This is a genomic window from Bacteroidota bacterium, assembly GCA_016722565.1.
Classification (GTDB): Bacteria; Bacteroidota; Bacteroidia; order 2-12-FULL-35-15; family 2-12-FULL-35-15; genus 2-12-FULL-35-15.
This window is the reverse complement of the sequence record JADKIU010000002.1, coordinates 495,599-519,652: the sequence shown is the minus strand read 5'-3', so window position 1 is coordinate 519,652 and position 24,054 is coordinate 495,599. Positions and strand designations below refer to the sequence as shown.

Below are 24,054 nucleotides of genomic sequence, written 5' to 3'. Positions count from 1 at the left end.
ATCAACGAACGCATTAGAGCTAAAGAAGTACGTGTTGTATTTGAAGGAATTGAGCCTGGCGTTTATCCTATTGAAAAAGCGTTAGAAATAGCGAGAGAAGCGGGATTAGACTTAGTTGAGATTTCTCCAACAGCAGTTCCACCGGTTTGTAAAGTAGTAGATTATAAGAAATTTTTATACGATCAAAAGAAAAAACAAAAGGAACTAAAAGCGAAAGCTGCTAAAACAGTTATCAAAGAAATTCGCTTCGGTCCTCAAACAGATGAGCACGATTTTAATTTTAAAAAGAATCATGCCATTAAGTTTTTACAAGAAGGTTCAAAAGTAAAAGCATTTGTATTTTTCAAAGGTCGCTCTATCTTATTTAAAGAACAAGGTGAAATTTTATTGTTACGCTTTGTGAACGAATTGGATGAGTACGGAAAACCAGAGCAAATGCCTGTGTTAGAAGGAAAGAAAATGATTATGGTGATTGCGCCTAAGAAAAAGTAGACAAAAGGAAATTAAAAAGAACAAACAATAAATTAAAATAAATAATCAGTACGATGCCAAAAATGAAAACGCATTCCGGAGCGAAAAAAAGATTTTCGATGACTGGAACAGGAAAAGTGAAGAGAAAACATGCTTTTAAAAGCCATATCTTGACTAAAAAAACAACGAAAGCGAAACGTGCCTTAACTGGAACTACTATCGTTGATAAAACAGATATGCCACGCGTAAAAGCAATGTTGACTATTGGAAAATAGTTTTCCATTAGAAAACTTTAAAAAGAAACACAGTTCAATTAGTATAAACCAGGAAACCAGCAAAAAGTGCCTTAACAGGACGCTGTAACCAAAAAACAAAAAAACATGCCTAGATCGGTTAACTCGGTGGCTTCAAGAGCCAGAAGAAAAAAAGTATTAAAACAAACAAAAGGTTATTGGGGAGCTAGAAAAAACGTTCTTACAATTGCTAAAAACGTTTTAGAAAAAGGTTTAACTTACGCTTACCGCGATAGAAAACAAAAGAAACGTAACTTCCGCGCAATCTGGATCCAACGTATCAACGCTGGTGTTCGTCCATACGGAATGTCTTACTCACAATTTATGGGTAAAGTACACGCTAAAAATATCGACCTAAACCGTAAGGTCTTAGCTGATTTAGCAATGAACAACCCAGAAGCTTTTAAAGCGGTGGTTGAATCAGTAAAATAGAATTAATATTTAATGCTACGACAGAAAAGGTTTCACAGAAATGTGAGACCTTTTTTGTTTTAGAACAGCATAATCGGGAATATCGATATCTGCATCGTTTATGATTCAATTATTATGATTTTAAGTTCACAAATGCCCGTTTTATTGCTAACTTTATAAAAATGCATTATTGCAACTATTAATCAATTAACGGATGAAAAAAGTATTAGCATTAGTTGGTGTGTTCACCATTTTATTAAATTCTACAAATACCTTGCTCGGACAAGAGAGAATTAATTCCAACTACACTAACACCTTGACGAATGAAGATGAAATTTTACTCAGTGGATTTAATGAAAAAGCCATCTTATTTGAACTTAAACAAAAAGGAATCCCTGAATCAGAATTCAATTCGATTATTCGACATAAAAAATTAGACTATATTAATAGGAAGAAAGGCTTAGTTGATGCAAATACATTTTTTTTTGCCCCACTAAACGTTTCTTCCGGTCCTTGTGATAATGCAGGTTTTGAATCTGGCGATTTTACAAATTGGATGGCTGCAACTGGAATGTGTGATTTAATGCCTTTGACACCACCTACATGGATTCCTGGATTTGTTACTAGTCGTCATACAATTACATCAGGTACTGGTTTTGATCCTTATGCAATTAGTATTGTTAGCGGATTACCTGAAATCCCTTTGGTAGCTCCGGGTAGCGGAGTATATTCTACCTGTCTGGGGAATAGCCAAATTGGAGCTGAAACAGAGTATTTGAGATACCAATATATTGTTTCTCCTGCAGACACTTCTTTCATTTATAAATATGCGGTTGTACTAGAAAGTCCACCGGGACATACACCAGCGGAACAGCCAAGATTTGATATAAAAGTATTCGATGCTTCTAATGTTCTTATTTATTCTGACTCAATCGTTCCTTTAGCAGCATTAAGCGATACTTCCTATAAACCTTTTAATGATTCGTTTGGTTTTAGTGTTGGTTATTATAAGAAATGGACAACAGATACTATTGACCTAACTTCTTTTGTTGGAACTACAGTGACAATTCAGTTTCAAACGAGCGATTGTACATTAACTGGACACTTTGGTTATGCCTATATCGATTGTTCGTGCAATCCTTCCAATACCGACATATCCGAATCATTAGAAAACAATTCATTCGATATTTTTCCGAACCCTGTGAATGATTTAACAACCATTCGTTTTTCGTTAATGAAGGATGAGATGGTCAAAGTATCTGTCGTAGATCTTTTAGGCAACAAAATAGCCATTGTGGACGAAAAAAATATGATTTCTGGACAGAATGAGCTTCGATGGAATACCGAAGGAATTAGTAATGGTATGTATTTAATTCAACTTCAGATAGGAGAACATACCTTTACAAAAAAACTGATAGTCGCTCAAAAGTAAATTAATAAATTGTAAAAAGCTCCGCCCAGATTATTCTGGGCGGAGCTTTTTTTATTAGCTTTACTTCATGAGTAAACAGTACACGGTTCTCCTCTCTTCTCTTCTTGCTCTATTCGGATGCTTGTTGCTCATGCTCTGCTATTATAACCGATTAGCAACCGATGACTTTTATTTTATTTGGGATGTTCGAAATCATGGAATTATTACCGGTGTTACATCTCAATACATGGAATGGTGCGGTCGATTTGCGGCTACCTTTGCCATGGATATTTTTTATAAAGCATTTGATGTCAATTACGCTTTCTATGCTTTTTTTCCTTTTGCTTCTGCCCTGCTTGTTTTTGTAGGCGTTTATTATTTGATTCGAAATGTCGCAATACATCTATCGATTGTAATTTCAATTTCTCATAAAATAATGGCTGCTGCTACTTTTACGGCCCTACTGTTTTTTTTGAGTGTCGATATCGGTGAATCGTGGTTTTGGTTTTGCGCTCAAAGCTCCTACATGTGGAGCATTATTGCTTTTATTTGGGGAATGGTTTTTCTAACAAATTCTAAAAAATCAGTTTTATCAACTCTTTTTTCAATTCTTTGCTTTATCTATGTTGGTGGTTCATCAGAAGTATATTCGGCAATTTTTGGATTGTTTTTTACGGCTTATCTTGTGCTTCAATATCGGAAGTTAAAAGCGATAAAATCGTTTCTAGTTATTCATCAAAGAACGTTGATTGTGTATGTCGCTTTTGCCATCTCCTTTCTGTTATTTTTAGTAGCTCCAGGTAATTATTTGCGTGACGGACTTTTTCCCGAACATCAGTTTTGGAATTCATTTTACATCACAGCCAAATCGATTGTGAAATTCGGAGCATTGTATCTGCCATCCAAATTGATGTATATCGTTGTGTTCTCTACTCCTTTTTTGTTTTTAGGAGATGCTCTAAACACTTTTAAAATAAAGAACTTGGATGTTTCATTTAAATCGTTTTTTTATAAAATCTCTTTACTCTTTGCCGTAACATTATTCATTTTCTTTTTTCTTGTAGCGTATGTGATGGTCGAAACCGGACCGCCAAGAATTTGGTTTTTGGTATCATTCCTTTTTGCTATTTATTGTTCGCTTTTGTTCTTTTATGCCGGTTATAAAAGCCTATTCAACCTAAAACAACTTGGTTTTATAAAAAATGGTACTGTGATTTTTGGAATTGCATTGATGTGTTTTCATTTAATCACGCAATATTTCATTGCATCCAATTATGCAAAAGCCAATGACACTAGAATAGAATACATAACAGCCTTGAATAAAACGATCGATACAGATACATTGATTGTATTACCACTGCTTCCTCCTCCCGGAATGCTTTATTCAACCGAAATAGGAACAGATACGAGTCATTTTACAAATAAAGAATTACGCTTGGGATACGACTTAAAATTTCATGTGGTAGTTAATCGATAAAAACTTATTTTTACACTGAATTAAACATCCAATTATGACCAAAATATTAGTTGCTACAGAAAAGGCTTTTGCGAAAACAGCTGTTGAAGGAATAAAAAAAATAATTACAGACGCTGGTTATGAAATTAGCCTGTTAGAGAATTATACAAATCCAGATGATCTTCTTAAAGCAGTTGCAGACGCTGATGCAATGATTATCAGAAGTGATAAAGCGACTAAACAAGTGATTGATGCAGGTAAAAAATTAAAACTGATTGTGCGTGCTGGAGCAGGGTACGATAACATTGACTTAGCTGCAGCTACTGAAAAAGGAATTGTGGCAATGAATACACCCGGACAAAATTCAAATGCTGTTGCTGAGTTAACCTTTGGTATGCTTGTGTTTATGGCTCGTGGAAACTTTAAAGGCGTTTCAGGAACCGAATTAAAAGGAAAGAAAATTGGTATTCATGCGTATGGAAATGTTGGAAAGAACGTAGCCCGCATTGCAAAAGGTTTTGATATGGACGTGTATGCATTCGATCCTTTTGTTCCAAAAGAAGTTATTGAAAAGGACGGAATCAAAGGTGTGAACTCTGTTGAAGAATTGTATAGTACTTGTCATTACATCTCGTTAAACATTCCGGCAACTGAAAAAACAAAGAATTCAATTAATTTAGAATTATTGTCGAAAATGCCTGTAGGTGCAACAGTAATTAATACTGCAAGAAAAGAAGTAATCAATGAAGCAGAATTAGTACAAGTATTTGAAAAAAGACCTGATTTTAAATACATCTCCGACATTATGCCGGGAAATCATGAAGAGCTTTTGAAGTTTGAGAATAGATACTATTGCACTCCTAAAAAACAAGGAGCAGAAACATCTGAAGCCAATATTAATGCTGGATTGGCTGCTGCAAATCAAATAGTTGATTTTTTCAAGAACGGTATCACAAAATTCCAAGTTAATAAATAGAAATGGCGAATATCATTCCTTTTAAAGGCATCCGTCCTTCTCGAGATAAAGTTCATTTAGTTGCATCCCGTTCTGTAGACGGCTACAATACGGCTGAATTGCACGACAAACTGGCAAGTAATCCTTTCTCATTTTTACATGTGATTAGTCCGGATTACAGCGATGGTAAAAAATCAAAGCCGGGTTCGATTGAACGTTTGCAAAAAGCAAAAGCAAAATACCTAAAATTTGTTGAAGAAGAAGTTTTTGTGACGGATGATAAACCAACGTATTACATCTATCAACAACTGAAGGATGGCAATGTATATACCGGAATCATCGGTTGTTCCAGCATCGATGATTATTTTAACGGAGTGATTAAAATACACGAACAAACATTAACAGATAGAGAAGAAAAACTCATGCATTATTTGGAAGTGTGTGATTTTAATGCAGAACCTGTTTTGTTCAGCTACCCCAATGATCAAGTGATTGACGAAATAACAGCTAAATCAATTCAGGCAGAACCAGTTTATGATTTTACAACAACCGATAGAGTAAGACATAAATTGTGGTTGGTAAATGATGCAGCGACTGTTTCAACGATTCAAGAGCGTTTTTCTAAAATACCTGCAGTATATATTGCAGATGGTCATCATCGTTCGGCTTCCTCCGGATTGCTAGGAAAATCCCGTAGAGCAAAAAATCCAGGATATACGGGCAAAGAACCCTATAATTATTATTTAGGAGTTTTCTTTCCAGAAACACAATTGAAGATTTTTGATTTTAATCGTGTTGTGCGTGATATCAATGATTTATCGGTTGCCGATTTTTTGAAAAAACTTTCCGAAAAGTTTATCATTGTAGAAAAAGAAGAATTGTACAAACCTTCGAAAAAGCATAATTTCAGTATGTATCTGGAAGGGAAATGGTATTCCTTAGATGCAAAAAAAGAAATCATTCACAACGAAGAACCTGTTGGAAGCTTGGATGCATCCATCTTAACCGAACACATCCTCTCTCCTATTCTGGATGTTCACGATTTAAAAACAGATAAACGAATTGGATTTGTTTCTGGAATAAAAGGAATGAAGGAATTGAAACACCAGGTAGATAAATGGAATTTCAAAGTAGCATTTGGCCTATATCCTGTGGAAATGGAGCAATTGAAACACATTGCGGATACAAATAACATTATGCCACCGAAAACCACTTGGGTAGAACCAAAGATGAGAAGTGGTTTGGTGATTTATAGTTTGAGTGAATGAGCATTGCAGATAACCTCCATAGAATAAAATCCTCTCTTCCTCCCCAAGTAACGCTGATTGCGGTTACAAAAACACATCCTGTCAATAAACTTCAGGAAGTATACGATGCTGGTCACAAGATCTTCGGTGAGAATAAGGTTCAGGAGATGGTGGATAAATATGAAGTGATGCCGAAAGATATAGAATGGCATTTGATTGGACATTTACAGAGTAATAAAGTAAAATACATTGCTCCGTTTGTTTCATTAATACATTCGGTGGATAGTTTGAAATTACTTCAGGAAATCAACAAACAAGCAGAAAAGAACAACAGAATCATCAATTGTTTACTACAAATTTACATCGCAAAAGAGGAAACAAAATTCGGTTTGAGTTTTGAAGAAGCGGAACAACTCATTCATTCAGCGGAACTAAAGGACTTAAAAAACATAAAAATTACCGGTTTTATGGGAATGGCCACAAATACGGACAAAAAGGAACTTATCTCCAATGAATTCAAGTCGTTGAAGCAGTTTTACGACAAACTTTCCAATTTTTCAACCTTCAACTTTCAACTTTCCAACGTGAGTATGGGCATGAGTTCCGACTATCAATTGGCAATTGAACAAGGAAGTACGTTAATCCGCGTAGGAAGCTCTATTTTCGGGCAAAGAGGCTGATAATTAGTCGTTTTTGAGGCTAACAAGTTTCGCTTAGCAAGGTTAATTTATCGATATTCGGAGGTAAAAAAGCGATATAAATTGAAAAAAATTGACTTTTAATGAATTATGCTATATATTTGCCTAATTAATTAAAAACAATCAAATTACATTACAATGAAAACAGGTACAGTAAAATTCTTTAACGAAGCAAAAGGTTTTGGTTTTATTAAAGACGATTCAGGTCAAGAAATTTTTGTTCACGCAACAGGTTTGGAAGACAAAATCAAAGAAAACGACACAGTAACGTTTGATGTTGCTGAAGGCAAAAAAGGTTTAAATGCGGTAAACGTAAAAAAAGCTTAATATATTTTGCTTTAATAAAAAAGCCTCTCGAGATTTCGAGAGGCTTTTTTATTTCTGTTCAGTATTAGCTGAGTCGAATAAAATGTTATTCGGTTTTTGTTGAATCTGGAGCAACAGCAGGAGCTGCAGGTTTCGGAGCCGGTTTCACTTTCTTTTTGTTTTTATGTGTTCCGGTAAACGTATACGAATGAATAATTTTTCCTTTTTTACGGATGATTGCTGTTCCGGAAATATTATCTCCTTCAATCGTACCTTCCCATGAAAAACGACCCTCATCCGTATTTTTTGCTTCTACTGTAAATTTAATAGAAACCGGAGTGGTTGTTGAATCCACTTCATATTCATAATCCGATTGCGGAAATTGTGCTTGCACTAAGTAGTTGGATTTAAACTTACCCGCAGCAACAAAGGTCATATCATCTTTGATCGGCTCCGCCTTTTTCTTACCTTCTTCAGTAAGTGTGATGGCATAAATACGACCATCAATCGGACTTTTCTTTTTAGCCTGAGCAAAACCAGCAAGACTAATAGAACTAACGAATAGTAATAATGCGATTTTCTTCATCATGAGTGTTTTTTAGTGAGCCGCAATTTTATCAGATATGTATTGTCCGGATTTTAATTTTCCTACAATTTTAGAGAACGCATCAATGGTGTAGTTTACATCGTCCATTGAATGAACTGCCGTTGGGATTAATCGAAGAATAATCACACCTTTTGGAACAACTGGATAAACCACCATCGAGCAGAAAATATTGAAGTTTTCACGTAAGTCCAAAATCAAGTTGGTTGCTTCAGGGATGGAACCATTCATGAATACAGGCGTTACTGGTGAATTGGTTAAACCGATTTCGAAACCAGCAGTTTTTAATCCGCTTTGCAATGCATGAGTAATTTCCCATAATTTATCTTTGTATTCCGGGTGATTTCTCATCAACTCTAGGCGTTTTAAAGCACCTACAACGAGAGGTAATGGTAATGATTTAGCGAAAATTTGAGAACGCATGTTGTAACGTAAGTATTCAACAATTTGTTCTTCGCTGGAAATAAATCCACCAATTAATGCAAACGATTTTGCAAATGTTCCGAAATAGATATCAATTCCATCTTGACAACCTTGCTCCTGCCCTGTTCCACCACCTGTTTTACCCATCGTTCCGCAACCATGCGCATCATCAACGAATAAACGGAATTTGTATTTACTCTTCAACGCAACAATTTCACTTAATCTGCCTTGGCGACCGCTCATTCCGAATACACCTTCCGTGATAACAAGAATAGAACCATTTTGAGCTTCTGCTAATTTTGTTGCTCTTACCATTTGTTTTTCAAAATCCTCGATGTCGTTGTGCTTAAAAACATAACGTTTTCCCATGTGCAAGCGCACACCATCTAAGATACATGCATGTGATTCTGCATCGTAAACAATCACATCGTGGCGATCCACTAAACAGTCGATTGCCGATACCATTGCCTGGTAACCGAAGTTACAAAGGATGGTTGATTCTTTACTAAAAAAGGTAGACAACTCTGATTCTAGTTGTTCGTGCAAGTTGGAATTTCCGCTCATCATACGAGCACCCATTGGCATTGCAAAACCGTATGCCGCAGCTGCATCCGCATCAGCTTTACGAACTTCCGGATGGTTTGCCAATCCTAAATAGTTATTTAAACTCCAGTTTAAGCGTTCTTTTCCGCGGAAAATCATGCGAGGTTTGATATCCCCTTCCAATTTCGGGAAAGTAAAATAGCCATGTGACTCTTTCGCGTGCATACCAATCGGTCCGCGATTTGCTTTTATTTTTTCAAATAAATCCTTCATATTATCGTTAGTGTATAGTTTTTAAAATTTAGAGAAGCGAAATTAATGGTTTAAGGCCTATTTTCAAAGGGATTTTAATTAACAAATTCGGTTCACTGAATTAATCAGATTTATTGCACTAGTTTCATTCAAAAATCTTATATTTGCAGTCCTTTTATGCTGAATAAACAATTTTATATCACATTTTTAGTCGTAACCGCTTTAGCGCTTTTTTCTTGTAACAACAAGGAACGCGTTTATGATACATCGGGTGGCGAAAAAAAGAAACGTTTTGATGTGACCATCGGAAAGTTTAACAAGCTGGTAAAGAGCAGTGATATGGATGCGAAGTTTACGGCAGCCGTAAAGTATTTTGATGCCGAGGAATATACGCGTGCATTAACGTTATTTGAAGAATTGATGGGCGTTTACAGAGGTACTGCCCGTGGTGAAGAAGTTCATTATTACTATGCATATTGTAGTTATAATTTGAGTGATTACATTGTTGCTGGCTATCAATTCAGAAACTTTGTTCGCAACTTCCCAACCAGTAAACATGCTGAAGAATGTGCATATATGAATGCATATTGTTTCTATTTGAATTCGCCTCAATACAGTTTGGATCAAATTGATACAAAGTTAGCCATTAAGGAGTTTCAGCGTTTTACCAATCAATATCCTCAAAGTCAACACATCCCTGAATGCAACGAGATATTGGATCGATTAAGAGGGAAATTGGAATTGAAGTCGTATGAGAATTCAATGCTGTATTACAACATGAGTGATTATAAAGCTTCGATTGTGGCTTTTGGAAATCATTTAAAAGAGTTTCCGGGTAATAAACATGAAGAAGAATTGAATTATTTGATTATCCGCTCTTATTATTTATTGGCTTTGAATAGTATTGAATCAAAAAAGCAAGAACGTTTTAAAGCTGCTACGGATCATTACATTAAATTTTTGGATAATTTTCCAAAGAGCGAATACTTGAAACAAGCCGAAATGGTTTATTCCAGCGCATTAAAGAATTTAGAAAAGTATAACAAACCACAATCATAAATCAATAGCAAAATGGACTACAAAAAAACAAATGCAGATTTAACAACTACCACTCGCGATTTAAGAAGTTTAGATGGTAAAACTGGTAATATCTACGAAAGTATTGCAATCATCTCTAAACGTGCTAACCAAATCAGCGCTGAAATGAAAGAAGAGTTGACAAACAAACTTGCTGAGTTTGCATCAAATACTGATAATTTGGAAGAGATTTTTGAAAATCGTGAACAAATCGAAATTTCTAAATATTACGAGCGTTTGCCAAAACCTTCTTTGATTGCGATTCAAGAGTTTTTTGACAATAAAATTTACCACCGTAACCCAGTTACTGTTGTAGAAAATAAGTAATAGTAAAACTATAGTTAGCAGTTCGCGTTATTCTCATTCGATTTTTTATTGAAATGTGTCATAATCGCGAACTGCTTTTTTATTAGATGCTCAAAAACAAAAACATATTACTTGGTGTAACTGCTAGCATTGCTGCTTATAAATCAGCATTTTTAGTGCGTTTACTTGTAAAAGCCGGAGCCAATGTCAAAGTAATTATGACCAACTCCTCTACCGAATTTATTACCCCACTTACACTTTCTACCCTTTCCAAAAATCCTGTATTGATTGAGTTTACTAAAAACAAACAAGGTGAATGGAACAACCATGTAGAATTAGGTTTATGGGCAGATGTTTTTGTGATTGCTCCCGCATCAGCAAATACCATTGCTAAAATGGCAAATGGCATTTGTGATAATTTATTGCTGGCTGCTTATCTTTCAGCAAAATGTCCGGTTTACATTGCTCCTGCAATGGATTTGGATATGTTTAAACATAAAAGTACAAAAGACAACCTCAAGCGACTAGAATCGTTTGGTAATAAAATTATTCAGCCTGGAACGGGTGAACTTGCAAGTGGATTGCATGGTGAAGGTAGAATGGCAGAGCCGGAAGAAATTATTGCTTTTCTTGAAAAAGAACTTTCAAAAAATCTACCATTCTCTAAGAAACAAGTATTGGTAACTGCCGGACCAACCTATGAATCGATTGATCCTGTTCGATTTATTGGGAATCATTCTTCCGGAAAAATGGGTTTTGCCATTGCAGAAGCGTTGGCGGCTCAAGGTGCAAGCGTCACATTGGTTTGTGGTCCCAATAGCCTGAAGCTATCCAATAGTAGTATTAATCGTGTGGATGTGACTTCCGCAGAAGAGCTTTTTCAAGCATCTGTAAAGGCATTTAAAAATGCAGACATTGCAATCCTTTCTGCTGCCGTAGCAGATTATAAGCCTGCAAAAACAGCCAATCAAAAAATAAAAAAATCTACCGGAACAAAGTCGATTGATTTAATTCCGACAAAAGATACATTGGCCGAATTAGCGAAGTTGAAAACCAAGAAACAAGTGTTGGTTGGCTTTGCATTAGAAACAGAAAATGAAGTTGCGAATGCAAAAGAAAAAATCAAAAAGAAAAACCTGGATTTAATTGTACTGAATTCCTTAAAAGATAAAGGTGCCGGATTTAAGAGCGATACGAATAAGATTACCCTTATTGATAAAAACAATAAAATCACTAAATTTGAGTTAAAGACAAAGGAGGAAGTGGCGAAAGATATTTTAAAAGCAATTCAAACTATTAAAACAAAATAAGTGCGTAAATTAATTCTACTTCTGTTTTTTGTTGGTGCATTCCATTCGGTGTTTTCACAAGAATTAAATTGTAAAGTAACCGTCAATTCTACCCAAATAGCCGGTACCGATAAACGTGTGTTTGATGCGATGGAAACTGCTATTAGGGAGTTTATGTTGACTCGCAAATGGACCAATGAAAATTTTAAAATAGAAGAACGTATTGATTGCAGCATCCTGATTAACATCACTGAACGCATAGGTTCGGATGAATTCAAAGGAACCTTGCAGATTCAGGCAAGCAGACCGGTGTTTAAAACTGCTTACAATTCCGCTCTGTTAAATTTTAACGATAATGATATTGCGTTTAAATATACGGAAGCTCAACCTCTAGAATTTGTTGAGAATACCTACTCCTCTAATTTAACTTCCATCCTAGCCTTTTATGCCTATTTTGTTATTGGAATGGATTATGATTCGTTTGCATTGAATGGCGGAACTGCTTATTTACAAAAGGCATTGGCTGTAGTGAACAATGCACAAAATTCAGGATACCTAGGCTGGAAAGCGTTTGATAGCAACAACAATCGCTATTGGTTGATTAATAACATGTTGGATGCAACGTATGTGAGTATTCGTGAAGGGTTGTACAATTATCACCGCAAAGGATTAGACGTGATGGCCGATAATAAAGATGCTGGCAGAGCTGTCATCTTAGAAAGTTTGATGGAGTTAAAAAAAGTACACCAAGTAAAACCACTTTCGTTTAGTTTACAAGTCTTTTTTATCGCAAAGGCAGACGAAATTGTAAATGTTTTTTGTGGCGGTTTTGCCGATGAAAAAGCAAAGGTGGTTAGTTTGCTGAATGAGATAGATCCTACCAATAGTAATAAGTATACAAAGATTACCAATTGCCAGTAATACAGGTAGCGAAATAAAACCGATCCCGATAGCTATCAGTATCGTTCCTGTTCGTTATCTTCACCTGTTAATTTCTTTTCTTTATTCCTTCCGAAATACACATCAAAAAACTTTAATTTAGCACCACTATGTTAAAGCACATCTCTGTTCAAAATTATGCCTTGATTGATAAACTCGAAGTAGAGTTTACTGATGGATTAACCATTATTACGGGTGAAACCGGTGCTGGTAAATCCATTTTGCTTGGAGCCTTGGGCTTGATTGCCGGTAGTAGAGCCGATACACAAGCATTGCAAGACAAAACAAAAAAATGTGTGGTGGAAGCTAGTTTTAATATCAAAGGATATGCATTAAAAGATTTTTTTTCTTTACACGAGTTGGATTACGATGAAATAACTACTGTTCGTAGAGAAATTATCCCGATAGCTATCGGGACAGAAGGAAAATCCCGCGCTTTTATTAATGATACACCTGTCACCCTTTCGCAACTTAAAGAACTAGCAGAATACCTCATTGACATTCATTCGCAACACCAAACATTAACATTGAATGGAAGTGCTTTTCAACTTTCTGTTATAGATGCTTTTGCGGATCATTCGTCCACCATGGAAGAATATGCCGCAGGATTTAAAAAATATAAAATCTTAGAAAAACAACTGAACGATTTAACAGAAAGAGAATTGCAGGCAAAAAAGGATTTGGATTATTTCCAATTTCAATTCAATGAATTGGAAGATGCGAATTTGCAAGCTGATCAGCAATTGGCAATGGAGCAGGAATTGGAAACCTTGAACAATGCGGAAGAAATAAAATCCAATTTATCAAAAGCTGCTCATGGATTAGCTGGTGGTGAGCAGAATTTACTTTCTTCTTTAAATGAATTAAAAATCATTCTTTCAGGAATGGCAAAATTTAAGCCTGAAATCAATGAATTGAGTACACGCTTATCAATTGCTTATATCGAATTAAAAGATATTACCAACGAGTTAGAAGCATTGGAGCAAGATATTGTTTACGATCCGAAACAAATAGAGATTTTAACTGAAAAATTAGATGCTGTATATCGCTTACAGCAAAAACATCAGGTTAAAACAATAGAAGAGTTGATTGCGATTAAAGATGATTTGAGTAATAAATTAGTTGACTTCAGCTCCTTGGAGGCGGAAATTGAAAAATTGAATAAAGAGTTGAGCGTTTTGCAAAAATCATTAATAGCGCTTGCCAAAACAATGTCGGCTAATCGAAAAAAGTCAATTCCGAAAATTGAAAAAGAAATCGCCTCGCTCCTATCTTCACTATCGATGCCCAATGCTCAATTAAAGGTTGAACATTTAGTCTTAGATGTATTGTCAGCCAATGGTTTAGATAAAGTAAATTTTTTATTTTCTGCCAATAAAGGAAGTGATTTTAAAGAATTGAATAAAGTTGCATCCGGTGGTGAGTTGTCTCGTTTGATGCTTAGTATTAAATCCTTGATTGCTCAATTAACAGCCTTGCCAACCATAATATTTGATGAGATTGATACTGGTGTTTCCGGTGATGTAGCCGATAAAGTAGGCAGTATCATGGATAAAATGGCAACAAAAATGCAAGTGATTACCATCACGCATTTGCCACAAATAGCAAGCAAAGGACAATCCCATTTATTTGTTTATAAAGAAGATAAAAACAATAAAACATATAGTAATATTAAAAAATTGACCGCAGAAGAGCGGATACAAGAAGTTGCAAAAATGCTAAGTACAGGAGCTCCAACCGCAGCTGCAATCAACAATGCAAAAGAGTTATTAAAAACTTAAACTTATTGTTATATTTGTCTTTAACAAACATTCAAAATTCAACAAATTTCTAACTAAAAATATATGTCATACAACTTATTAAAAGGAAAACGCGGAATCATTACAGGGGCTTTGGATGAAAATTCAATTGCTTGGAAAGTAGCTGAAAAAGCGCACGAACAAGGTGCTACATTTGTCCTTACCAATGCACCAATCGCAATGCGCATGGGTGAAATTAAAAAATTGGCAGAAAAAACCAATTCTCAAATTATTCCAGCTGACGCAACCAGTGTTGAAGAATTAACCAACCTTTTTACCCAATCTCAAGAGGTTTTAGGTGGCAAAATTGATTTTGTACTTCACTCGATCGGAATGAGCGTAAACATTCGTAAAAACATTCCTTATACTGAATCGAATTACGACTACTTTGCAAAAGGAATTGATGTTTCTGCAATGTCATTGCATAAAATGTTAGCTGTGGCTAAAAAAATGGATGCCATCAATGAATGGGGAAGTGTTGTTGCACTTACGTATATGGCTGCCCAACGCACGTATCCATTTTATACCGATATGGCTGACATCAAAGCGATGTTGGAATCAATTGCTCGTAGTTTCGGATACCATTACGGATTAGATAAAAAGGTACGTATCAATACCGTTTCTCAATCTCCAACAAAAACAACTGCTGGAACAGGAATTAAAGGATTTGGTGATTTTTATGATTATGCCAATGCAATCGCTCCATTAGGAAATGCAAGTGCAGAAGATTGTGCAAACTATTGTATCACCCTTTTCTCTGACTTAACTCGAATGGTAACCATGCAGAACTTATTCCATGATGGTGGATATTCCACTACTGGAGTTAGCATGGATGTAATGACTAAGTTGGGGGTTGAATAAGCATTGTTGTCATTTCGACCGAAGCGGAGAAATCTGACTAGTTAAAAAAAAGGAATCTCAATTGAGGTTCCTTTTTTTGTTCACAGAAATTTAACAGGATTTCTTTGTAAATCAACAAAATAAATTGTATTTTCATCAATTATAAATACACCTTTCAACTAATAAAAACGATCATGGTAAAATCTACATTACGAAAATCAATGCTGCTTACTTCCACTTGCCTTATAGGTGTGCTTGGAATGAATGCACAGTTCTCTTTCACCAACAAGAATAGTTTAACACCAACTGCAACGCACAGTGGTAACTCAATTACTGTTGTGGATGTCAATAATGACGGTCTGGATGACATTGTTAAAATGGATCAGGCAAGCGACTTAGTTGTTCAATTGCAAAACATCAATGGTACATTTACCCATTACAACTTAGGAGATGTTGGTGCAGGAAATGTTTGGGGAATGGCAGTAGCTGATGTGGATCACAATGGTTGGAAAGATGTTGCAACCGGAGCTGGATCAACGTCTTTAGTTAAATTATTTTGGTCGGGAAGTACCATCACTACTACGACTACTGTTTTAAGTGGTTCGTATTTCGTTCAAAACATCACCTTTGGAGACATTGATAATGATGGTTGGGTAGATTTAGCTGTATGTGATGACAATGATTACATGAAAATTTATAAAAACAATGCAGGGACAATGACTTTAACAACTGCATTAATTGATACAGAAATCAATCCAGGGATGACCTATGGTGGCGATCCCTACGATTCAGGGAATTATGGCAGTGTTTGGTTAGACATTGATAATGATGGCGATTTGGATTTATACATCGCACATTGCCGTCAAAGTGCTTCCAGCTCGAATGACCAAAGAAGAAGAGATCGTTTATTTAGAAACAACGGTGCTGGCGGATTCGTAGAAGATGCTGCTGCAACAGGCTTAGAGGCAGTTGGAAATTACAAACAAACTTGGACATCCAGTTTTGGTGATTTAGATAATGATGGTGATCAAGATGTTGTATTAACCAATCACGGTGAAAACAGCCAGATTTTTTCGAACAACGGTTCCGGTGTATTCACGGATGTAACGGCCGGTTCAGGGTTCTCAACTTCCTTTGATGCAATCGAATCATTTGTTGAAGATTTTGATAATGACGGATGGTTGGATATTTTAATTTCAGGTCCGGGTTTACGTTTATACAAAAACAATCACGATGGAACCTATACACAAGCAACGAATGCTTTTGGTGGAGCAATGACAACCTTCTTATCTTTTGCTGCAGGGGATTTGAACCACGATGGATTTATCGACTTGGTATCTTCTTACGGTAACGTTTACAATACTCCAACAGCAACGGATGATGTATTGTGGATGAACGATGGAAATTCAAATAATTTTATCACGTTCCATTTGACTGGAACGACAAGCAATGATGGTGCAATTGGTGCAAAAGTAATAATCACAGGTTCTTTTGGAACGCAAGTGCGTGAAGTAAGAGCTGGCGAATCATACGGAACAGAAAATTCATTTGATTTACATTTCGGATTGGGCTCTGATGCTTCTATTACATCTGCAACAATTGAATGGCCATCTGGATTAACCAATACGTTTGGAACGTTAAGTGCCGGACAATTTGTAACAGTTATTGAAGGTGGGTGCTCCATTACAAATAATGTTATTCCCGGACCACATTCATTTTGTACAGGAGGTTCTGTTAGCTTAAATGCTCCGGCAGGTTATACCTCTTACTTATGGTCAAATGGAGCTACTACTCCATCCATTTCGGTTGCTGCAACTGGTAACTATTATGTAGTTGTTACCAATGCTGCAGGTTGCACCAACCTTTCTCCATTAATTACGGTAACCATGAATCCGGATGAAACACCATCCGTTGTTACTTCCGGTTCAAATTCTTGCGGAGGAACATTGGCATTAACCAGTACTTCTGCAACTGCGTATAGCTGGACAGGCCCAAGTGGATTTACGGCAACAACTCAAACAATCAATCCTCTTATTTCAGGAACCTATAATTTAACAACAACTGGATTGTGTCAAACGTGGACAGCTCCTCCAACAAGTGTTACTGTTTTTGCTTCTCCCGCTTCTCCAACTGGAACAGGTACCGCAGGAATTGGACCTATATCTTTAAATTTATCGGCTGCAGGCGCAGGTGGAACAATTAATTGGTATACTGCATCTACCGGAGGAACATCTGTAGGAACAGGAACAAGTTATAGCACACCGGTTATTAGCACAACAACTACGTATTATATTGATGAAACAAATGTATATCCAGGAGCAATTGGATATACCGGACAACCAGATCATACTGGTTCAAGTTTGTATTCAACCGGAGCAACAACCAATGGTTCTGTTGACTTTGATGTAATTGGTGCATGTACACTTCAAACCGTAAAAGTATATACCAACACTGCTGGTGTTAGACAAATCTTATTGCAAGATGCTTCGTTAACTACGATTAATAGTTTGACAATCAATTTACCGGCTGATACAACGATCATCACCTTAAATTTTGCTTTGACACCGGGAACAGGTTATCATTTGACGACTGATGGAGCAACAAACACAACTAGTTTTGGAAGTACCAATCCGAAAATGCAACGTAGTGCTTCAGCTGTTGCTTATCCATACACATTGGCTGGTTTTGTTTCATTAACAGGGTCTAACCAAGGACCATTGTATTATTATTATTTCTACGATTGGAAAATTGAAGGTGCACCGATTAATTGTAGCAGTTCACCACGTGTTCCTGTTGTAGCAACCATTACCGGAACAACCGGAATTTCAGCAATTGATGAAAACAATGGTGTGGTTATTTACCCTAACCCTGCTAGTTCGGAAGTAAACGTTACGTTTAATTACGGAATGAATTCAACCACTGTTATTGAAATTACAGATGTAATGGGACGATTGGTGAAAACAGCTTCTGTTCAAGATCCAATGCAAGGACAAACCATTCAGTTGGATGTAAATGAATTGAATGCAGGAACTTACTTTATTGCAATCAGGAATGAAAACAATAAATTGGTGAGCAAGTTGACTTTAACGAAATAGTTTAATATTATTGATAAGAAGAGGAATCCAATTGGGTTCCTCTTTTTTATTTTAAAAGATGAGATTAATCGTTGTGTTTTTGTTATTTACTGGAGCTCTAATTGGGCAGGATAATGGGTTGACTATTGTTGGGAAGATATCGGACTGCAAAACAAACCAAGGAGTTCAAGGAGTTTTAATGAGGGTAGTTGGCAGCGATCAATCAATAATCGAAGTAACAACAGATTCTTCTGGAAATTATTTGTTTACGAATTGTTTTAGAAAAGAAACAAAATATCTGCTGGGTACCAAAGTAGATAATATTGTTGGTGAGCATAAAGGACTTAAATATGGCAGTTGCACTTATGGTTGGTGTGATGACTATTGTTTTTTTAATAGCAGCAGAAGATATGAATTTGTCTTTTCTGACAGCACACTTAATCATCATTTTGATGATTGCTTAGTTTCGTATTACCAGCATATTAACTTTCCTGAGTTTAATTTTAAGAAGAATAGTAGCGATTTATTTGCTACAGAATGGCTAGGACTAAAAAATGTAGATTCAATAATTGACTGCTTTGTGGGACTTTTAATGTTGAGAAAGAATTGGGTAATTGAGTTGTCTGCAAATGTTTCTTCAGACGAAGAGTTAAAGGTTGAATTGTCAAAGGAAAGAGCCAAGAAGATATACCAAATGTTAATTTCAAAAGGAATTGAACAAGATAGATTGGTGTTAAATGTTTATAAAGACGAAATATATAATCTCGCTAAAGTGAATAAAGAAAATGATGACAATAGAAGTGTTTCAATTTCAGTTTTAAGAAAAGATTACATCTCTCCAAATTCGACAAAATAAAATAAAAAAAGGAGCCCAATCGAGCTCCTTTCTTTTTAATATTGATTTGTATTTTCAAATTAATTCTGTCCTACATGTTTCAAATGCACCACATGTGAACGCACAGCACTCATCACCGTTGGGAACTCCAAGTACGTAACATTGAACTGCTCACAGGTTTCACGAACCAACTGAGAAATTTTCGGATAATGAACATGACTAATACGCGGAAATAAGTGGTGTTCTACTTGAAAGTTTAATCCTCCTGTAAACCAAGAAACGATTTTACTTTTTGTAGCAAAATTTGCTGTGGTTTGAATTTGGTGTACCGCCCACTCTGCTTCTACTTTATGATTCTCAGAAGTTGGTGTTTCAAAAGCAGCATCTTCAACAATATGCGCCAACTGAAATACAACTGCTATCACAAAGCCACAAACGAATGATGTCACCAAGTAGCCAATGATGGTTTCCAATACGCCAACCATAAAGATGGGCAATACAATAAATGCTGCGATATAAAGCAATTTACTGATCCAGAAAATGAAATGTTCTTTTACATCCATTTTACGGAAAGGAAGATCGCCTACTTTACCGGTAAAGTACTTCTTAAAGTCTTGAACAAAAATCCAAAGTAAATACGTTACACCATACAATCCAACCCAATAAATGTGCTGAAAACGATGATACCAATGTTTCTTTTGATCACTGTGAACTCGAATCCATGGTTTGATATCAATATCATCGTCCATTCCTTCAATATTCGTGAAAGAGTGATGGTTGACATTGTGTTTGTATTTCCATAAATAAACACTTCCACCCATTGCATTTAATGAATATCCCATTAATTCATTTACCCAAGTTTTTGTGGAGAAACTTCCATGAGCTCCATCGTGCATGGTGTTAAATCCGATGGCGGCTAAGTTAAAGCCTAGCAAAGCACATAATGCTAAAGATATCCAGACATTGGGCGTAAAAAACACTAAAACAACATAAAAGGAAATGGCTGTTATAGAAAGGATAATCGTTTTTAGGTATAATTTGAAGTTTCCGGTTTCTTTGATGTTGTTTGATTTGAAATAGGAATCTACTTTTTCTTTTAGTGCGTTAAAAAAAACACTGTTCTTGTTGTTGAAACTAACTCTTTGCATGCGCAATTATTTATTGATATACCTCAAAGATAATCATAAAAAGACAAGTTGGTTTGTTAAATAATCAAAAACCGGCTGTTAAAAACTATTTAACTTTAGCTTTCAACGACCATGTAAAAATAAATTCAGCAACTGTATCTCCTTGTTCGTCTATGCCAATTGATTTTAGGTCGGTAGTTATGCCCTCTCCTCCTAGCTTAACTTTGGTGATTATTTCAGCAATATGATTTCCGTCATTACAGGTAAATGTAATTTTTCCCACTGCTTTTTTGAGATAGGTTGTTTGATTTTTCACAATTAACATGGAAACGGCTGGAGTGGAATTATAAATGGCATTCATTACTAATAAACCTGTACTCATTTCTGCTGCCATGGCTTGGCAAGCAAAATACATCGACCGAAATGGATTTTGGGTTAACCAACCAAACTTCACGGTTGTGATCGCTTTTGCTTCCGATAATTCTTTTACACGAACTCCTGCAATGAATGCCATCGGTAAGGATTTTAGCAAATAAATGCGAAATAAAAATGAGTTGTTGACTAAGCTCTGGAATTTAGTATTGGCCATTTTAGATTTTCATTCTTATAATGGAAAGGTGCTACCGGATATAAGCATCGCATGATCAAATGCGACATCATCTATTCCTGTTTTAATATTGTTATTCTTAAAATAGCTAAGCAAGTTTTCCGTTGGCATATTGCCTGTTAGTTTATCGGTTGCCATCGGGCAGCCACCAAATCCTTTTATTGCACTGTCAAATCTTCGACAGCCGGAAGCGTATGCAGCATGAATTTTTTCTTCCCAGGTGGTTGGTGTTGTGTGCAGGTGTGCGCCAATTTCCACACCAGGAAACTCCGGAATCAATTTAGAAAAAAGCGTTTTAATGTTCTCCGGATTTGAAACACCAATGGTATCACTCAGTGCAATAATTTTAATTCCCATTTGCGCTAAACGTTTTGTCCAGGCAATTGCAACATCACTGCTCCATTCGTCTCCATAAGGATTACCGAAAGCCATGGAAATATAAACGACCAGCTCTTTTTTATTTCGTACACATAAATCATTTATTTCTTCAACACGTGTAAGCGATTCGGCAATCGATGAATTAGTATTGCGTTGTTGAAATGTTTCTGATATTGAAAATGGAAAGCCTAAATATGAAATTTCTTCAAACTCAACCGCATCTTCAGCGCCTCTTGTATTGGCAACAATGGCCAGTAGTTTCGATTGAGTAGATGATAAATCGAGTTGTTCTAATACTTGAGCTGTATCCTTCATCTGAGGGATGGCTTTCGGAGAAACGAAACTTCCAAAATCAACCGTATCAAATCCGCACTTTAAAATCGAATTGATATAGGCGACTTTTTTTCAGTAGGAATGAAATCATGGATGCCTTGCATAGCATCACGTGGACATTCGATTAGTTTCATACTCCTTGTTTTAAAAGTTCTTTATTGATTTTTTTCACAATGCCCGGACCTTCATAAATAAATCCGGTATAAATTTGAACCAAACTGGCTCCTGCTTTTAATTTTTCAATCGCATCTTCTCCGGTGTGAATACCACCAACCGCAATAATTGGGAATGATTTATTCGACTTTTGGCTGAGGTATTTGATTACTTCTGTTGCTCTTTTTGTTAAGGGTTTTCCGCTTAACCCACCGGCTCCGATAGCGTCAATTTTTGATTTGGCGGTTATTAAATTACTTCTATCAATGGTCGTATTCGTAGCTATCACACCATCTATTTTTGTTTCTTTAACAATAACAATAATATCATCCAGTTGTTCATTGGTTAAGTCCGGTGCAATCTTTAAGAGAATGGCCTTTGGATTTTTTTTCTGTGCATTTAATTCTTTAACACGGAGCAGTAATTTTGTCAATGGTTCTTTATCTTGCAATTCACGTAAACCCGGAGTATTGGGTGAGCTAACATTTACTACAAAATAATCCACATAATCAAAAAGGGCTTCAAAACATTTTTCATAGTCACTCACAGCTTCTTCATTCGGAGTGACTTTATTTTTTCCAATATTTCCACCAACGATAATGGACGTTTTTCTCTCTTTTAATCGAATAACAGCTTCTTCTACTCCACCGTTATTAAATCCCATACGATTGATTAAGCCTTCATCTTCTGGCAAGCGAAACATACGCGGTTTTTCATTGCCGGGTTGAGCTTTTGGAGTTAATGTTCCTATTTCAATAAATCCAAATCCATAGTAGCCGAGTTCATCAAACAATTTAGCATCTTTATCAAATCCCGCTGCTAAGCCAACAGGATTGGGGAATGTTAATCCAAAAAGTTTTCGTTCCAGGCGTTTATCATCCACAACATACATGCTCCGAATAAGTGAAGGAACACCAGGAATTTTGCAAAGAATTTTAATGGTTTTGAAAACAATATGATGAATGTTTTCTGGTTCAAAAAGAAAAAAAATGGGTTTAATGATGCTTTTGTACATACATGAATTATTTTTTTGGAGGAGGCGGTCCGCAATTTTCAGCCAATGATTTTGCTTCTTCAATACCTAGTGAAGCTGCTATTTTAAAATCTTTACAGAAACTATAATCTTTTGCATCTTGATTCGCTAAACCTCTTTTATAATAAGCTGTTCCATCTTTCGGTTTAATTCTAATTGCTTCCGAATAGTCATACATGGCCGACTTGAAATTTTCCATTCCTTCACAGGCCGCACCTCTTTGCATATATGCTTCGTAATAATTCGGGCTCAGTTTAATAACAGATGAAAAGTCCGCAAAAGCCAATTTATAGTTTGATGCAGCATTATAAGCCAATCCGCGTTGATACATAATAGCGATTGTATCGGGTTTTATTTTCAAAGCTTTATTGTAATCGGTGATTGCTTTATCATATTTTTTAAGCAAAACTTGGCATTCCGCACGTTTTAAATACGGCTGCACAGAATCACTGTTCAATTGAATCGCAGATGTATAGTCGGCAATAGCTCCAACATAATCTTTTGCATTCATTTTCGAATCACCATTGGTAATAAATGTTGTACTCATTTGGGAGCAGGCATTTGAATCATAAAGCCCTTTCGCTTTTTCATTTTTCATCATTTTTGCTTTGCGCAAATCCATACAGCCTTTGTCTTTGATCCCTTTCGAAATAAGTAAGATACCTCTTTCACAAAGTGCCTCAGCATATTTAGGATCGATTGTAACAGCCTTTTCAAAATCCAACAACGCTTCTTCTTTTTTACCCAATCCAGCCAACGACATGCCATGTCCATAATAAGGAACTGCCAAGTCATGATTGTACACAAATCCGTCCGGCATGTCTGACGTGGATTTTTGATACTCATTCAGAGTGCCGTATTTTTTTAGTTTATCAAGGTAGGTCGTGGTTGCTGCATCATTAAGTCGTATGGCATTCGCAAAATCTACTTCAGCAGCCTCATAATTGCCTGATGCAAGCTTGGAGTTGCCATTTTGAACAATAACAGATAAGCTTTGAGCAGATAAAAAGTGACTCACAGCAACGAATGTAATGATAAGAGCAGATTTTAGATTCATTATAAAAACGGAGTTTAAATTAATTCTCAAATTTAAGGGCTGAAACGTCATGTTTGCTTAAATTTTACTTATTATTTTAACAATATCTGATTAATTTTAAACAGATGCAACTTTTTTACTTTTAAATGAGTCATATT

Annotated in this window: 23 protein-coding genes and 1 pseudogene; 17 read left to right on the top strand and 7 right to left on the bottom strand. The window is 35.9% G+C overall.

Annotated elements, in window-relative coordinates:
- The 9 genes from IPP64_07630 (at position 1) to IPP64_07590 (ending at position 7,269) form a co-directional block, all read left to right on the top strand.
- Positions 1 to 492: a translation initiation factor IF-3 gene (locus IPP64_07630; protein ID MBL0329275.1), complete on the top strand. Its 492-nt coding sequence runs from the start codon at positions 1 to 3 to the stop codon at positions 490 to 492.
- Positions 493 to 545: 53 nt separating this feature from the next.
- Positions 546 to 746, top strand: a complete 201-nt coding sequence (gene rpmI / locus IPP64_07625; GenBank protein MBL0329274.1) for a 50S ribosomal protein L35 — start codon at positions 546 to 548, stop codon at positions 744 to 746.
- Positions 747 to 851: 105 nt separating this feature from the next.
- The gene (gene rplT, locus IPP64_07620) at positions 852 to 1,196 is read left to right on the top strand and encodes a 50S ribosomal protein L20 (GenBank protein ID MBL0329273.1); all 345 of its coding nucleotides are present in this window, start codon (positions 852 to 854) and stop codon (positions 1,194 to 1,196) included.
- Positions 1,197 to 1,389: 193 nt separating this feature from the next.
- On the top strand, positions 1,390 to 2,607 hold the full coding sequence (locus IPP64_07615) for a T9SS type A sorting domain-containing protein (GenBank protein ID MBL0329272.1): 1,218 nt from the start codon (positions 1,390 to 1,392) through the stop codon (positions 2,605 to 2,607).
- A gap of 67 nt (positions 2,608 to 2,674) precedes the next feature.
- Positions 2,675 to 4,063 (top strand): hypothetical protein, encoded by a 1,389-nt coding sequence (locus tag IPP64_07610; protein ID MBL0329271.1) that lies wholly within the window; start codon positions 2,675 to 2,677, stop codon positions 4,061 to 4,063.
- 34 nt (positions 4,064 to 4,097) lie between these two features.
- Positions 4,098 to 5,018 carry a 3-phosphoglycerate dehydrogenase gene (locus IPP64_07605; protein ID MBL0329270.1) on the top strand — a complete coding sequence of 307 codons (921 nt, stop codon included), beginning with the start codon at positions 4,098 to 4,100 and terminating at the stop codon, positions 5,016 to 5,018.
- Positions 5,019 to 5,020: 2 nt separating this feature from the next.
- Positions 5,021 to 6,265, top strand: a complete 1,245-nt coding sequence (locus IPP64_07600) for a DUF1015 domain-containing protein (protein ID MBL0329269.1) — start codon at positions 5,021 to 5,023, stop codon at positions 6,263 to 6,265.
- Positions 6,262 to 6,924, top strand: coding sequence for a YggS family pyridoxal phosphate-dependent enzyme (locus IPP64_07595; protein MBL0329268.1), 663 nt, complete (start codon positions 6,262 to 6,264; stop codon positions 6,922 to 6,924). The genes IPP64_07600 and IPP64_07595 overlap by 4 nt, the downstream gene beginning before the upstream one ends.
- A gap of 156 nt (positions 6,925 to 7,080) precedes the next feature.
- Positions 7,081 to 7,269, top strand: coding sequence for a cold shock domain-containing protein (locus IPP64_07590; protein ID MBL0329267.1), 189 nt, complete (start codon positions 7,081 to 7,083; stop codon positions 7,267 to 7,269).
- An 85-nt stretch (positions 7,270 to 7,354) separates the two neighbouring features.
- Here IPP64_07590 and IPP64_07585 read toward each other — a convergent pair whose 3' ends face one another.
- A complete protein-coding gene (locus IPP64_07585) occupies positions 7,355 to 7,834 on the bottom strand; it encodes a hypothetical protein (protein MBL0329266.1) in 480 nt (159 codons plus the stop codon).
- Positions 7,835 to 7,846: 12 nt separating this feature from the next.
- On the bottom strand, positions 7,847 to 9,091 hold the full coding sequence (locus IPP64_07580) for an aminotransferase class I/II-fold pyridoxal phosphate-dependent enzyme (GenBank protein ID MBL0329265.1): 1,245 nt from the start codon (positions 9,089 to 9,091) through the stop codon (positions 7,847 to 7,849).
- A gap of 156 nt (positions 9,092 to 9,247) precedes the next feature.
- Between IPP64_07580 and bamD the strand changes: the two genes are divergently transcribed.
- The 8 genes from bamD (at position 9,248) to IPP64_07540 (ending at position 19,250) form a co-directional block, all read left to right on the top strand.
- Positions 9,248 to 10,129 (top strand): outer membrane protein assembly factor BamD, encoded by an 882-nt coding sequence (bamD, locus tag IPP64_07575; protein MBL0329264.1) that lies wholly within the window; start codon positions 9,248 to 9,250, stop codon positions 10,127 to 10,129.
- A 12-nt stretch (positions 10,130 to 10,141) separates the two neighbouring features.
- Positions 10,142 to 10,474 carry a DNA-directed RNA polymerase subunit omega gene (locus tag IPP64_07570; protein MBL0329263.1) on the top strand — a complete coding sequence of 111 codons (333 nt, stop codon included), beginning with the start codon at positions 10,142 to 10,144 and terminating at the stop codon, positions 10,472 to 10,474.
- Between the two features lie 86 nt (positions 10,475 to 10,560).
- The gene (gene coaBC, locus IPP64_07565) at positions 10,561 to 11,763 is read left to right on the top strand and encodes a bifunctional phosphopantothenoylcysteine decarboxylase/phosphopantothenate--cysteine ligase CoaBC (protein ID MBL0329262.1); all 1,203 of its coding nucleotides are present in this window, start codon (positions 10,561 to 10,563) and stop codon (positions 11,761 to 11,763) included.
- Complete coding sequence (locus tag IPP64_07560) at positions 11,764 to 12,663, top strand: DUF4835 family protein (protein MBL0329261.1); 900 nt, start codon at positions 11,764 to 11,766, stop codon at positions 12,661 to 12,663. It abuts the gene before it with no gap.
- 128 nt (positions 12,664 to 12,791) lie between these two features.
- Positions 12,792 to 14,462 carry a DNA repair protein RecN gene (gene recN / locus IPP64_07555; GenBank protein ID MBL0329260.1) on the top strand — a complete coding sequence of 557 codons (1,671 nt, stop codon included), beginning with the start codon at positions 12,792 to 12,794 and terminating at the stop codon, positions 14,460 to 14,462.
- A gap of 63 nt (positions 14,463 to 14,525) precedes the next feature.
- Positions 14,526 to 15,341 carry an SDR family oxidoreductase gene (locus IPP64_07550; protein MBL0329259.1) on the top strand — a complete coding sequence of 272 codons (816 nt, stop codon included), beginning with the start codon at positions 14,526 to 14,528 and terminating at the stop codon, positions 15,339 to 15,341.
- Positions 15,342 to 15,514: 173 nt separating this feature from the next.
- Positions 15,515 to 18,415: a VCBS repeat-containing protein gene (locus tag IPP64_07545; GenBank protein MBL0329258.1), complete on the top strand. Its 2,901-nt coding sequence runs from the start codon at positions 15,515 to 15,517 to the stop codon at positions 18,413 to 18,415.
- Between the two features lie 58 nt (positions 18,416 to 18,473).
- Positions 18,474 to 19,250, top strand: coding sequence for a hypothetical protein (locus tag IPP64_07540; protein ID MBL0329257.1), 777 nt, complete (start codon positions 18,474 to 18,476; stop codon positions 19,248 to 19,250).
- Positions 19,251 to 19,309: 59 nt separating this feature from the next.
- Here the strand turns inward: IPP64_07540 and IPP64_07535 are convergent, their stop codons facing one another.
- The 5 genes and pseudogenes from IPP64_07535 to IPP64_07515 all read right to left on the bottom strand — a co-directional run bounded on the left by IPP64_07535 (position 19,310) and on the right by IPP64_07515 (position 23,917).
- The gene (locus IPP64_07535; GenBank protein MBL0329256.1) at positions 19,310 to 20,377 is read right to left on the bottom strand and encodes an acyl-CoA desaturase; all 1,068 of its coding nucleotides are present in this window, start codon (positions 20,375 to 20,377) and stop codon (positions 19,310 to 19,312) included.
- A gap of 85 nt (positions 20,378 to 20,462) precedes the next feature.
- Positions 20,463 to 20,945, bottom strand: coding sequence for a DUF4442 domain-containing protein (locus IPP64_07530; GenBank protein ID MBL0329255.1), 483 nt, complete (start codon positions 20,943 to 20,945; stop codon positions 20,463 to 20,465).
- 15 nt (positions 20,946 to 20,960) lie between these two features.
- Positions 20,961 to 21,778 (bottom strand): annotated as a pseudogene (locus IPP64_07525) (hydroxymethylglutaryl-CoA lyase).
- A 26-nt stretch (positions 21,779 to 21,804) separates the two neighbouring features.
- Complete coding sequence (locus tag IPP64_07520; GenBank protein ID MBL0329254.1) at positions 21,805 to 22,842, bottom strand: quinone-dependent dihydroorotate dehydrogenase; 1,038 nt, start codon at positions 22,840 to 22,842, stop codon at positions 21,805 to 21,807.
- 7 nt (positions 22,843 to 22,849) lie between these two features.
- Positions 22,850 to 23,917 carry a tetratricopeptide repeat protein gene (locus tag IPP64_07515; GenBank protein MBL0329253.1) on the bottom strand — a complete coding sequence of 356 codons (1,068 nt, stop codon included), beginning with the start codon at positions 23,915 to 23,917 and terminating at the stop codon, positions 22,850 to 22,852.
- Between the last annotated feature and the right edge of the window lie 137 nt (positions 23,918 to 24,054).